The sequence below is a fragment of the Streptomyces sp. NPDC024555 genome (genome assembly GCF_055559335.1).
In genome coordinates this window covers 270,359-283,979 of sequence record NZ_JBVHKV010000009.1, presented here as the reverse complement: position 1 = coordinate 283,979, position 13,621 = coordinate 270,359, and the positions used below count along the sequence as shown (strand labels likewise).

Annotated in this window: 6 protein-coding genes; all 6 read left to right on the top strand. The window is 74.2% G+C overall.

The window, feature by feature from the left end:
- The first annotated feature begins 254 nt into the window (after positions 1-254).
- The 6 genes from ACZ4FH_RS18080 to ACZ4FH_RS18055 all read left to right on the top strand — a co-directional run bounded on the left by ACZ4FH_RS18080 (position 255) and on the right by ACZ4FH_RS18055 (position 13,393).
- Positions 255-2,168 carry a serine/threonine-protein kinase gene (locus ACZ4FH_RS18080; RefSeq protein ID WP_467305724.1) on the top strand — a complete coding sequence of 638 codons (1,914 nt, stop codon included), beginning with the start codon at positions 255-257 and terminating at the stop codon, positions 2,166-2,168.
- Between the two features lie 217 nt (positions 2,169-2,385).
- Positions 2,386-5,601: a protein kinase gene (locus ACZ4FH_RS18075; RefSeq protein ID WP_467305723.1), complete on the top strand. Its 3,216-nt coding sequence runs from the start codon at positions 2,386-2,388 to the stop codon at positions 5,599-5,601.
- 134 nt (positions 5,602-5,735) lie between these two features.
- A complete protein-coding gene (locus ACZ4FH_RS18070; protein ID WP_467305721.1) occupies positions 5,736-7,514 on the top strand; it encodes a serine/threonine-protein kinase in 1,779 nt (592 codons plus the stop codon).
- A 145-nt stretch (positions 7,515-7,659) separates the two neighbouring features.
- Complete coding sequence (locus ACZ4FH_RS18065; RefSeq protein ID WP_467305719.1) at positions 7,660-9,282, top strand: succinic semialdehyde dehydrogenase; 1,623 nt, start codon at positions 7,660-7,662, stop codon at positions 9,280-9,282.
- 128 nt (positions 9,283-9,410) lie between these two features.
- Entirely contained in the window at positions 9,411-11,234 is a 1,824-nt protein-coding gene (locus ACZ4FH_RS18060) for a GMC oxidoreductase (protein ID WP_467305718.1), read from the top strand.
- Positions 11,235-11,563: 329 nt separating this feature from the next.
- Positions 11,564-13,393: a peptidase gene (locus ACZ4FH_RS18055; protein ID WP_467305717.1), complete on the top strand. Its 1,830-nt coding sequence runs from the start codon at positions 11,564-11,566 to the stop codon at positions 13,391-13,393.
- Positions 13,394-13,621: the final 228 nt, after the last annotated feature.

Below are 13,621 nucleotides of genomic sequence, written 5' to 3'. Positions count from 1 at the left end.
CCGGGCCCCGGATCCGGGCGGCGGGCCGTACCGCGTCCGATTCCGGGGGTGCGGCACCGGACACCGCGTGAGATGTGGTTCGCTGGGCAGGGGTTCACGGGCGGGCGCGGGCAGCGCCCCGCGCGGTGCCGATCCGGCGGGGACAGGCCCCCGCCGGGCCCGTCGGCACGCTCCCCGGCCCCGGCACCGGAGGCGGCCCGGGGGTGAGGGACAATGAACGCTCTGCCAGGGCGGGTTGATCGCAGAGGGGACGCATGTCGGAGGCTGAGCAGGCACGGGAGCCCCAGCGGGACAAGGACGCACGACTCCTTGCGGGGCGTTACCGGCTCGGGGAGGTGCTCGGCCGGGGCGGTATGGGCACGGTCTGGCGTGCCGTGGACGAGACGCTGGGCCGCACGGTCGCGGTCAAGGAACTGCGCTTTCCCTCGGCCATCGACGAGGACGAGAAGCGCCGGCTCATCACGCGCACCCTGCGCGAGGCCAAGGCGATCGCCCGGATCCGCAACAACGGCGCGGTCACGGTCTACGACGTGGTCGACGAGGACGACCGCCCGTGGATCGTCATGGAGCTCATCGAGGGCAAGTCGCTGGCCGAAGCGGTCCGCGAGGACGGCGTCCTGACGCCGAGGCGCGCCGCCGAGGTCGGCCTCGCCATCCTCGACGTGCTGCGCTCCGCCCACCGCGAGGGCATCCTGCACCGCGACGTGAAGCCGTCCAACGTGCTGATCGCCGAGGACGGCCGGGTCGTCCTCACCGACTTCGGGATCGCCCAGGTCGAGGGCGACCCCTCGGTCACCTCCACCGGCATGCTCGTCGGCGCCCCCTCGTACATCTCCCCGGAGCGCGCCCGCGGGCACAAGCCGGGACCGCCCGCCGACCTGTGGTCGCTCGGCGGACTGCTGTACGCGAGCGTCGAGGGCTGCCCGCCCTACGACAAGGGCTCCGCCATCGCGACCCTCACCGCGGTGATGACCGAACCGCTGGACCCGCCGAAGAACGCGGGCCCGCTGGAGGAGGTCATCTACGGGCTGCTCGCCCGGGACCCGGAGCAGCGGCTCGACGACGCGGGCGCCCGCGCCCTGCTCAACGACGTCATCAACGCCCCCGGGACGACGGACGCGCCGGTCCCGCCGCCGGCCGAGGCCACCCAGGTGATGGCCCTTCCGGCGAGCGGCACCCCGGCACCCGCGAAGGCCGCGAAGCCCACGGCCGTGTCCACCGGGGCGGGCGAGGGCCGCGAACGGCTGCGCGGGGCGCTGCGCTCGGTCCGCAACGCCAGGACGGGGCCCGCCGCCCCGGCCGGCCGGGGCGGCGCCGCGGGGGCCTCGGCCGCCGTGCCGCCGCCGCGTCCGGCGAGTTCCCCGGTGCCGCCGCCCCGGGCCTCCCTGACCGATGTGGTGCCGCGCCGCACGCTCGCGATCATCGCGGCCGTCGTCGTGCTCGCCGTGCTCGGCACGATCCTCGCCCTCAGCCTCGGCGGGGACGACAAGGACTCCGACGGCGCGGGCAAGGGCGCGGTCGGGGCGACCGCCACGGCAGGCCCCTCCGACGGCGGCTCCGCCGGCACCGCGGGCAGCGAACAGGGCAGCGGCAAGGAGCAGGGCAAGGGCGAGGACGCCAAGGGCGAGGACGGGCAGGACGGCACCGGCGGCAAGGGCTCCGGCGCGGACGACTCCCGGGGCGACGGCAAGAAGAAGGACGACGAGGCGGTCCCGGCCGGATTCCGCACCGTCGAGAACAAGAAGTTCCACTTCAGCCTCGCGATGCCCGAGGACTTCCGCTTCAACAAGACGGCGGGCGCCAACTCCGGCGCCATCTACAACGTCGACGGCGGCTTCCCCCGTATCCAGGTCGACTTCACGTCCTCGCCCGGCGGCGACGCCGCCGGGTCCTGGCGGGCGGCCAGGGGCGCCGTCGCGGGCAGCAGCAACGACTACCACCACCTGGGCATCAACACGGTCCAGTACAACGGCTACCCGACGGTCGCCGACTGGCAGTTCGAGCGCACCCAGCAGGGCCAGCGGGTCCGGGTCATCAACCGCGGCTTCAAGGTCGACGCCACGCACGGCTACGCGATCATGATCAGCTGCCCGGCCGACGCCTGGGACGGCGCCGAATGCCGCTCCCTGCGCAAGACCGCGTTCGACACGTTCAAGCCCCTCGACTAGGGACTGTCCGAAAGTCGCGCCCCGGGCCCCGACCCGGGGCGCCGCCGTCCGGCCGGGTTGCGCCGACCCTGCCGCGCGGCGGCCTCCTGCCACGTATGGTGAGAGGCCGAAGACCGTACGCAGCCGGATCGCACGTCAAGGCCACGGCGGACGACCGTAATTGACGGCTTCGTGCGGTTCGGGTGACCGGGGGAACAGCGCGCTCTGGGGAGGCGTCGTGGACGACTACGCGGGTCGGGTGCTTGCCGACCGGTACCGCCTTCCGCTGCCCCCGTCCGACGAGTACGAACTGGTCGAGACCCGGGCGTTCGACACCTACAGCGGCCAGGAAGTCCTGGTCCGGCAGGTGCCGTTGCCGGAGGTCGTGGACGCCGAGGTGCTCGACGCGGACGGACAGCCGACGGCGGCACGGCGCACCAGCGGGCGGACCGTGCGGCGCTCCTCCGATCCGGCCGTCCGGCGCGCCATCGAGGCCGCCCAGGCGGCGGCCCAGGTGCCCGACCACCCCCGTCTGGACCAGGTCTTCGACGTGTTCGCCGAGGCGGGCTCGCTGTGGATCGTGAGCGAACTGGTGGCGGCCCGGCCGCTGGCGGCGCTGCTCGCGGAACGCCCGCTGAACCCGTTCCGGGCCGCCGAGATCGGCTCCGACGTGCTGGCCGCGCTGCATGTGCTGCACGCCCACGGCTGGACCCACCGCAACATCACCGTGCGCACGGTCCTCGTCTGCGACGACGGCCGCGTGGTGCTGACCGGCCTCGCGGCCGGGGCGGCGGAGGAGGCGCTGTGCGGCTATGTGCCGATGCCGCGCGACGACGACGGCGAGGGCCTGTACGGCCCGCCGGGCATAGAGTCGGGCCCCACCGGCCCGTACGTCCCGCCGGGCCTGGAACCCGGCCCCACCGGACAGGCCGGCCCCTACGGACCACCCGCGCCCGGAGCACTGGAGGCCGGGCCGGACGCCTACGCCCGGGCGGAGGCCCTGGAGGGCGGCCACGACGCCTACGGCAGGCCCGGGGCGTTGGAGGCCGGACCGGACGCCCAGGCTCGGCCCGGGGCCCTGGAGGGTGGTTCCGACGCCTATGCGTCGTCCGGGGCGGGGGAGAGCGGTCTCGATTCCTACGCCGGGCCCGGGAGTTCGGACGTTGGTGCCGATTCCCACGGGCCGTCCGGGGCGGATGAGAGCGGTCTCGACGCTTACGCCCGGCCCTGGGCTCCGGAGGGGGGCTCCGACTCCTACGCCTCGTCCGGGGCGGGGGAGAGCGGTCGCGACGCTTACGCCCGGCCCGGGGCTCTGGAAGGCGATCCCGGTTCCTACGCGCCGTCCGGCGGTGTGCCGGTGGGCGAGGCGGATTCCGGGTCCCGGCGGCAGCCCGGAGCCCTGGAGGGCGGTTCCGACGCCGGGTCCCGCGCGCCGGGCGGGCCGGAGGGCGGGGCCGAGTCCGGGGTGCCCGGGGCGCGGGGGCCCGCCGCCATCGAGTCGGGGACGCCGGGGCCCGCGCCGGTGCGGCCGTACGGGGCCGGGGCATTGGAGGCCGTGCCCCCGCCCGCTCCCACCGCACCGCCGGTCCCGCCCGCCGGCCTGCCCGTACCGCCCGCCGGTGCCGACGGCGCCGCGCAGACCAGGGCGGCCCGCGCGGGGGCCATCGCGGCGTACCGGGCCGGTGCCCGCGCCGCCGCGCGCCTCACCGAGGAGGAGCGCCGGGCGGCCGCCGACGGCACGTCCGACACCGGCACGCTGCCGGTCCAGCGGCCCGCCCGACCGGCCGCGCCCGCCGGACCGCCCGCCCCGCCCGCCGGACCGCCCGTGCCGCTCGGCGGGGCCGCCGCCCCGGGCACGTTCGACGAGGACCCGTACGACGACGAGGACGACGAGGACGACGACTACGACGAGGGCCCCGGGCCCGTACCGCCCCGGCGGCTCCATCTGACCGGCACCTGGAACGACGGGCCCGGACAGGGCCGCCCCGTGCCCGCCGGAGGGTCCGGCGAGGACGCGCTGCGCGCCGACTCCCGGCGCGAGACCGCCCCGGCGGTGCGCCCGCAGCAGCCCGTCGCCGCGCGCAAGGACTCGCCGGGCCGCTGGGACGAGATCGTCGCCGGCAGCCGGAGCACCACCCCGGCCTACCGGGGCCCGGCCACCACCCTGGCCGCCGAGCGCGCCCGCCAGGCCCGGATCGCCGTCGTCGGCGCCGTCACCGAGCGCTGGGCTCCCGAACAGGCCGGACCCGTCCACGAGAACTGGCAGCTCGCCCCGCCCATCGGCCCCGCCACCGACCTCTGGGCGCTCGGCGCCCTGCTCTACCGGGCCGTCCAGGGCCACGCCCCGTACCCCGAGGACAACGCCGCCGAACTCGTCCAGATGGTCTGCGGCGAACCCCCCGCCTTCGCCGAGGAATGCGGCCCGCTGCGCCCGGTCGTGGAATCGCTGCTGCGTCAGGACCCCACCGAGCGCCCCGACTTCGAGGAGCTGCGCGGCTGGCTGCGCTCCCTGGTCCGCTCCGCGCCCGAACCGGAGGCCGGGGCCGACGTCGTGCCGCTGCCCTCCGCCGACGCCGCCAAGCTCCCCATCGTCCGCCGCCGGGGCGAACTCGTCCGCAAGCGCCGCTCCCGCCGGGGCGGCGGCGCGCACGCCCGGCACCGGCAGACCAGGGAACGTCCGGAGCCGCCCCCGAAGGCCCCCCGCGCACCGCGCGGCCCCAAGGAACCCAAGGTGCTGCGCACCCCGCCGCCCGGACAGGGCGGCGGCCGGGCACCGCGCCGGCTCGGACGGCTGCTCCTCGTCCTGATCCTGCTGGCCCTGGCCGGGGCGATCGCGTACGCGATGCTCTTCATGCCCAAGGCCGGTACGGACGACGGCAACGGCGCCGATCCGTCCCGTACCGCGACGGGCGCGCCCGCACCGGACCCCGGCGGCTCCGGCGATCCGCAGTCCTCGGGGACCGCCGGCGCGCAGCAGCCGCAGACCAGCCGCTCCGCCGTCGCCCTGCCGTCCGGTTACACGCTCCGCAAGGACGCGGAGGGCTTCGAGATCGGGCTTCCCACGTCCTGGAAGCGCGTCCCGCCCACCGCCGACCGCCGGATCACCTACGGGGACGGCGGCTTCCGGGCGGTGATCGTGCCCGGCCGCGACACGGCGGCCTCCGGCGCCGACCCCTTGGACTACCAGCGGGACACCGAGCCGGAGTTGTCGCCGTACCGTGACTCCGGGTCGGCCACATCGAGCGGGCTGCGGAGAATCGACGTCGGGCAGCAGGCCATGGCGGAAGGCCGGTTCACCTGGAAGGAATCCGGCCGCGAGGTCGTCGTCCGCAACCTCGTGATGATCGTCGAGGGCCGCTACCACGTGCTCCAGGTCATCGGCCCGGTGGGCGAGCAGGACAAGGTCGACGCCATCTACCAACAGGCCAGCGTCTCCTACCGTGTGACGGGGTGACGTCCGCCGCCCCGTGAGCCGCGCCCCGCGAGGTGCGCGACAAGCATCACAGTGCGGTCTCGTGCGCGGTGCGAGGTTCCGTGGCCGCGCCTGTGCTCCGTAACCTGTCATCCGAAGGAACGGGGCGGGGACACGTGGATCGATCACAGGGCACGGAAGCGGGACTCTTGCTGGCCGGCAGGTACCGGCTGGGCGAGGTGCTCGGGCGCGGCGGCATGGGGAAGGTCTGGCGCGCACACGACGAGGTGCTGCACCGCACCGTCGCGGTCAAGGAGCTGACGGCGGGACAGTTCGTCGCCGAGGCGGACCGGGACGTGCTGCACCAGCGCACCCAGAAGGAGGCGCGGGCCGCCGCCCGCATCACGCACCCGGGCGTGGTCACCGTCCACGACGTGATCCAGTACGACCACCGGCCGTGGATCGTCATGCAGTACGTCGACGGCCCGTCCCTCGCCGACCGGGCCAAGGAGTCCGGCGAGGTCGAGCCCCGCGAGGCGGCCCGGATCGGCCTCCACGTCCTGGGCGCCCTGCGCGCCGCGCACAGCGCCGGGGTCCTGCACCGCGACGTGAAACCGGGCAATGTGCTGCTCGCCCGGGACGGCCGGGTGCTGCTCACCGACTTCGGGATCGCCGCCATCGAGGGCGACTCGACCATCACCCGGACCGGTGAACTGGTCGGATCCATCGACTATCTGGCCCCCGAGCGGGTACGGGGCGGCGATCCCGGACCGGCCTCCGACCTGTGGTCGCTGGGCGCCACGCTGTACACGGCCGTCGAGGGGCGCTCGCCGTTCCGCCGCACGTCCCCGATATCGACCATGCAGGCCGTCGTCACCGAGGAACCGCCGCCGCCCACCCGCGCCGGGGCCCTGGGCACCGTCATCACCGCGCTGCTGCGCAAGGAGCCCGAGGACCGGCCCTCGGCCGCCGAGACCGAACGGATGCTCCTGGAGGCCATGGAGGGGCGCGAACCCCGCTCGGCGCAGGCGTACGTCCCCACCCAGCACATCCCGGACGACCTGATGCGCTCGCTGGGCGCCGACGGCACGGCCGTCGTCCCGACGCCGCACGGACCGGCCCCGCACGGACCGACGCCGCACGGACCGGTGTCCCACGGCCAGGTGCCCGGCCCGGCGCAGCACGGCTCCACGGCCCAGCTCCCCTACCCGGGCGCCGTCCCGCCGACCGGCCCCGTGCCCGGCGGCGCTCCCGCCCCGGCGGGCCGCCGGCCGAAGGGCCGGGGCCGGACGACGTTCCTCGTCATCGCCCTGGCGGCGCTGCTCGGCGGTGGCGCGGGCATCGCCGCGATGCTCTACGCGAACCGGGCGGAGGGCGAACCGACCGGGCGCGGCGACGGCACCGCCACCCACGGCACCCGCTCGCCCGGCCCGGCCACCCCGAAGCCCACGGCCACCCCCTCCCCGACGCCCAGCCCCTCGGCCTCCGGCGATCCGACCGTCCCGGACGGCTGGCGGCGCGTGCAGGACCCCTCCGGGTTCAGCATCCTCATGCCGATCGGCTGGGAGCGCCGGGTGGAGGGCACCAACATCGACTACACCCCGGACGGCGGCGTGCACTACCTCCGGGTCAGCGTCGACCCGGCGCCCGACTTCGAGGACTCGTACACCCATATGCAGAACCTGGAGACGAGCCTCAGCAAGCGGCTGCCGGACTACGTGAACCTGGAGATGAACAGCAACGTCTACCGCGACTGCCCCGGATCGATCTGGGAGTTCACGTGGACGGAGAAGAACGGCGAGAAGCGGCACGCGATCGACCAGATGTACTACGCGCAGGAGGGCGGCCCCGAATACGCGCTGTACATGACCGGACCGGCCGACGACTGGGACATCACCAGGGACCGGTTCAACACGATGCTGCGCAGCTGGAAGGCGCCCGAGGAAACCGGCTGAGGACGGATAACGCCCCTGATCAGCGGTTATTCAGCCAGTAGCTACTGGCTGGATCGGTGGGCGGTGGGCAGGGCTCCCGGGGGAACTGTGAAAAGCTGTTACCCACGGGTACCCAAAGCATCCGGCGCGACGTACTCTCGCCCTCATGACGGACTCGCAGGCCTCCACGCCCACCCCCGCCGCCGGCACCAACCCGGTGGCCGCCGCGCCCGCCGGGGTGCGTACGGCCGCCGACGTCGTGACGCCCGAGGTGGTCGCCCGGCTGACCCGTGGCGTCGTCGGCTCCGGCCGCACCGCCAACCACACGCCGTTCACCGGCGACAAGCTGGCCGACCTGCCCGAGTCCACCCCCGAGGACGTGAGCGAGGCCTTCGGCCGGGCCCGCGCCGCCCAGCCCGCCTGGGCCGCCACCCCGGTCCGGAACCGGGCCGCCGTGCTGCTGCGCTTCCACGACCTCGTCCTCGCCCGCCAGTCCGAGGTCCTCGACCTCATCCAGCTGGAGACCGGCAAGGCCCGGCTGCACGCCCACGAGGAGGTGCAGGCCGTCGCCGTCGCCGCCCGCCACTACGGGCGCCGCGCCTCCGCGTATCTGAAGCCGAAGCGGCACACCGGTGTCGTCCCGACCCTCACCAAGGTCACCGAGCTGCGCCAGCCGCGCGGAGTCGTCGGCCAGATCGCGCCGTGGAACTACCCCCTGGAGCTGTCCGTCGGCGACGCGCTGCCCGCGTTCGTCTCGGGCAACGCCGTGGTGATGAAGCCGGACACGGAGACCGCGCTGACCGCGCTGTGGGCCCGTGACCTGCTGATCGAGGCCGGTCTGCCCGCCGAGGTCTTCCAGGTGGTGCTCGGCGAGGGGCCCGTCGTCGGCCCCGAGGTCGTCAAGCACGCCGACTACGTCTCCTTCACCGGCTCCACCCGCACCGGCCGCGAGGTCGCCCAGGGGGCCGCCGCCCGGCTCGTCGGCGTCTCCCTGGAACTCGGCGGCAAGAACGCCATGCTGGTCCTCGCCGACGCCGACGTGGAGAAGGCCGCCGCCGGAGCCGTCCGCGCCTGCTTCTCCTCCGCCGGCCAGCTCTGCATCTCCATCGAGCGGCTGTACGTCCACGAGTCGGTCGCCGACGACTTCGTGGCCCGGTTCGCCGCCCGGACCAAGGCGATGCGGCTCGGCAACTCCCTCGCCTACGGGGCGGACATGGGCTCCCTCGTCGGTGAGCGCCAGCTGGAGACCGTCAGCCGCCATGTCGCCGAGGCCGTCGAGAAGGGCGCCACGCTCGTCGCCGGCGGCGTCCCCCGCCCCGACATCGGCCCGCTGTTCTACGAGCCGACGATCCTGGAGGGCGTCGAGGCCCCGATGTCCGTCTGCGGCGAGGAGACCTTCGGTCCCGTCGTCTCCGTCTACCGGTTCCGCGACGAGGACGAGGTCGTCGAGCTGGCCAACGCCACCCCGTACGGCCTCAACTCCAGCGTCTGGACCAAGGACGGCCGGCGCGGCCACCGGGTCGCCGCCCGGCTGCGCACCGGCACGGTCAACATCAACGAGGGGTACGCGCCCGCGTACGGCAGCGTGCAGTCCCCGATGGGCGGCATGAAGGACTCCGGCCTCGGCCGACGTCACGGCTCCGAGGGCATCCTCAAGTACACCGAGGCCCAGACGGTCGCCCAGCAGCGGCTGATGCCGCTCGCCCCGTCGTTCGGGATGGACGACGCGAAGTACGCCGCGTTCATGAGCCGCAGCCTGAAGGCCATGAAGGCCTTTCGTTTGCGCTGACCGTGTGCGCTTTGTGATCACTTGAGCGTTTCGGCGCTTTCGGACTTTCGATTGATCGGTTGATCGATCGGCTGATCGTTTGCCCGGAGTCCCGCACCACAACTGTCCCTTTCGTACGGAGGAGTGCCATGTCCCAGGACAGCCCTGCCCGGAAGCGGGCCGCAGCGGCGGCCGGTGCGGCCGACGACGAGGGATACGACTACGACGTGCTCGTCGTCGGTTCGGGCTTCGGCGGCGCGGTGTCGGCGCTGCGGCTGAGTGAGAAGGGCTACCGGGTCGGCGTCCTGGAGGCGGGCCGCCGCTTCACCCCGGGCACCCTGCCGAAGAACTCCTGGGACCTGAAGAACTACCTCTGGGCGCCCGCGCTCGGACTGTTCGGCATCCAGCGCGTGCATCTGCTCGGCAAGGTGATGGTGCTGGCCGGGGCCGGGGTGGGCGGCGGTTCGCTCAACTACGCCAACACGCTGTACGTGCCGCCCGCGCCGTTCTTCCAGGACCGGCAGTGGGCCCACATCACCGACTGGCAGGACGAGCTGAAGCCGTACTACGACCAGGCCCGGCGCATGCTCGGGGTCCGGCTCAACCCGACGACGACCCCGTCCGACGTTCACCTGAAGGCCGCCGCCGAGGCGATGGGCGTGGGGGACACCTTCCACCTGGCCCCCGTCGGCGTCTTCTTCGGCGACGGAAAGGACGCCGACGGCACGGCGAAGGCCGAACCGGGAGGCACGGTCGCCGACCCGTACTTCGGCGGCGTCGGCCCGGCCCGCAAGGCGTGCACCGAGTGCGGTGAGTGCATGACCGGTTGCCGGCACGGAGCGAAGAACACGCTCAACGAGAACTACCTCCACCTCGCCGAGAAGGCCGGTGCGGTCATCCACCCGATGACCTCCGTCGTCGCCGTCACCGACGACCCCGAGGGCGGCTACCTCGTCTCCACCGTGCCGACCGACCGCCGCAGGAAGGCGCGGCCCACCCGGCTGCGCGCCCGGAAGGTGGTCGTGGCGGCGGGCACGTACGGCACGCAGACCCTGCTGCACACCATGAAGGACCGGGGGCTGCTGCCCCGGCTCTCCGCCCGTCTCGGCGAGCTGACCCGAACCAACTCCGAGGGCTTGGTCGGCGCGCAGACCTCCGACCGCCGCTATCGGAAGAAGCACGGAACGAAAGCCGACTTCACCCGGGGCGTCGCGATCACCTCGTCCATCCACCCCGACGAGAACACCCATATCGAACCGGTCCGCTACGGCAGGGGATCCAACGCGATGGGCGGCCTGACCATCCTCCAGGTGCCCTACAGCACCCACCGCGTCCTGGCGTGGTTCGGCAACCTGGCCAAGCACCCGACGCTCGCCGTGCGTTCGCTCTCCAACCGGAAGTGGTCGGAACGCACCATCATCGGGCTCGTCATGCAGTCGCTCGACAACTCCCTGACCGCGTACCGCAAGCCGCGCGGCATCGGCAAGGGACTGCTCACCGCCCGCCAGGGCCACGGCGCCCCGAACCCGACGCAGATAGCCGAGGCGACGCGGAGCGCCTCGCTGCTGGCCGAGGAGATCAACGGCTTTCCCGGTTCCAATATCGGTGAGCTGATGGGGACCCCGCTCACCGCGCACTTCCTCGGCGGCTGCCCGATCGGGGCGAGCGCCGAGGAGGGGGTCATCGACCCGTACCACCGGCTGTTCGGCCACCCGGGCATCTCGGTCGTGGACGGTTCGGCGGTCTCCGCCAACCTGGGCGTCAACCCCTCGCTGACGATCACGGCCCAGGCCGAGCGGGCGATGTCGTTCTGGCCCAACAAGGGCGAGCCCGACGCGCGCCCGGAGCAGGGCGAGGCGTACGCCCGGCTGAAGGCGGTCGCGCCGCAGGCCCCGGCCGTCCCCGAGGAGGCCTTCGGCGCGCTGCGGCTGCCGTTCCTCGGGATGCCGGCGGTGCCTCCGAAGAAGGCCTGAGCCCCACCCGCGCGGCGGTTTGCGGACGACCGGACAGCAGAAGGGGCTGCACCCCCCTCCGAGTGCAGCCCCTCACGCTCAACCGGCGGCCCCGTGAAACGGGAGTGACCGGTGGTTCCGCATGCATGACCTGCCGGGCCCCTCAATGGTTGTCCCCGAGTTCACAGAATCCTTATGTGACGCCGCTCACGTTTCCTGCTCGAAGGTGGCGCTCCGGCGTGCCCAATCCGTGACCTGGCCCCGCGCAACTGTTCGCGCGGCCCCGGGGTCGAACTCGTGTCGCTGCCACGGCAGCCACACCGTTCCCATCGACCCCAGAAGGTCCCGCGATGAGAAGCACGACTGCCCCCGGGCCGGCCCTGGACGCCCTGCGCCGCGCGGTGGGCGGTCTGGCCGCCGCCGGACTGCTGGCGGCGTGTGTGCTCGCCCTGGGCACCCCGGCCCGCGCGGCGACCCCCGCCCCGGCCCTCGCCGGACCCGTCGAGACGGCCGTCCAGCCGTATCCCGCCCAGGGCGCCCCGCGCCCCGCGCGCGTCGAGACACGCGTCGAGGTCCCGGAGCGGGCGGACGGCGGCCCGGACGGCGCCTACACCGTGACCTTCGATCTCGGCGGCCTCGCGGACGTCGCGAACGTCGCTTTCGAAACGGACACGGCTTTCGAAACGCATGCCGCTTTCGAAACGGACGCGGCTTTCGAAATGCGTGCCGCTTTCGAAAAAAGCGCAACTTTCGCAAGTGACGCCGTTCTCGAAAGGAACGACGGTCGCGCCCGGTGCGCCGTCACCGGCACCCGGGCCGTCTGCCACGGCACCGGACTGCGGCCCGGAAGCAACCCGCTGCCCGCCCTCCTCGTCACCGCCGCCCGGGGGAGCGCCGACGGCGCGTCCGCCGCCGTCCGGATCACCGGCGGGGCGAACGGCACCGCGTTCACCCCGTTCACCACCCGGATCACGGTCGGCGGACCCGACCTCGTGATGAAGCAGCTCCCGCTCCAGCAGCACCTCACCCCCGGCCGTACCCAGCCCGTTCCGCTCACCTTCGCCAACACCGGGACCCGTGCCGCCCACGGCGTGCTGCTCACGCTCGGCACCACCCGGGGCGTCGAGTTCACCGAGCGGTACGAGAACTGCGTCTACAGCGACGACGGAGCGGAGCGGGGCTTTGCCGTCTGGACCACCGCCGTCTGCGCGGTCGACGGCGACTTCGAGGCGGGCGCCACGTACACCCTCGCCGAGCCCCTGACGCTGCGCGCGACCGCGCGCGCCTACCGGGACACCCTCCGCTACCGCGTCGAGGAGGGCGGCCCCACGACCACCGCCGCGCTGACGAAACGTGCCCGTGCCGTCCCGGGGGAGCGGGGGAACGTACTGGCCCTCGCCGCCCTGGCGACCCCCCGTTCCGCCGATCTCAACCCCCGCGACAACCAGCGCGAGACCGACTTCACCACCACGAACACCGCCGACCTCGTCGCGCACGGCGCCGGGGCGCGGGGCGGGGCGGGAAGCACCGTCGAGACGGAGATCGGGGTGCGCAACCGGGGCCCGGCCTGGATCGGGGACGTCACGACGGAGCGGCCCGTGGCCGAGATCGACTTCACCGTCCCCGAGGGCGCCGAGGCCGTCAGCGCCCCGGCCGCCTGCCGGCGCGCGACGGCAGGCGCCGGTGTCCGTTACGTGTGCGCGGCGCCGCCCGCCGTACGGGAGGACGGGGTCGTCGCCCTGCCGTTCACCCTGCGGATCACCGAGGTCGTCGAGGGGGCCACCGGCACGGTCGCGGTGCACCGCACGGGGACGGACGGGCCGCCGCCCTTCGATCCGGACCCGGCGAACGACACGGCGGCCGTCGTCCTGAACGCCCACGGTTCCGGTACGCCCGACGACCCCGGGGGCGGCACCGCGGAATCCGGCACCACCGGCCCCGCCCCGACCCCCTCGTCGGATGCGGCCGGTCCGTCATCCGCCGGGGACGATCCGTCATCCGCCGAGTCCCCCGGCCCCCGGCCCGCCACCGCCGGCCGGCTCGCCGCCACCGGCACGGACGCGCGCCCGGCCGTGCTCCTGGCCGGGGCGGCCCTGCTGGCGGGCGGGGTGCTGTACGCGGCCGCGCGGGCGGCACGGCGGAAGGCAGGCCCCGGGCGTCCCCGGAGCCTGCCTTCCTGAAGTGACCGGGCTGCTGTCCCCTGCCGACCGGTCACACACGCCGGTGCGCGGTCCCACGGCGTACCCGAAGCACGCCACACGCTCCGGCGGAGCCACGCGTGGTTTCGAACCGATGGCCGCCCCTGGCTGGCACGGACACCGGGACCAACGAAGCCGCGCGGGCCCCGGTCACGCGCCGTACGGGTGAGAATCCGCCCGAACAGGGGTCCGGGGGGCGCCCCGGAATCG

Bases quoted from the DNA above. Each gene is read 5' to 3' on its own strand.
- ACZ4FH_RS18080 (WP_467305724.1), top strand. From the start codon at position 255: ATGTCGGAGGCTGAGCAGGCACGGGAGCCCCAGCGGGACAAGGACGCA.
- ACZ4FH_RS18065 (WP_467305719.1), top strand. From the start codon at position 7,660: ATGACGGACTCGCAGGCCTCCACGCCCACCCCCGCCGCCGGCACCAAC.
- ACZ4FH_RS18060 (WP_467305718.1), top strand. From the start codon at position 9,411: ATGTCCCAGGACAGCCCTGCCCGGAAGCGGGCCGCAGCGGCGGCCGGT.
- ACZ4FH_RS18055 (WP_467305717.1), top strand. From the start codon at position 11,564: ATGAGAAGCACGACTGCCCCCGGGCCGGCCCTGGACGCCCTGCGCCGC.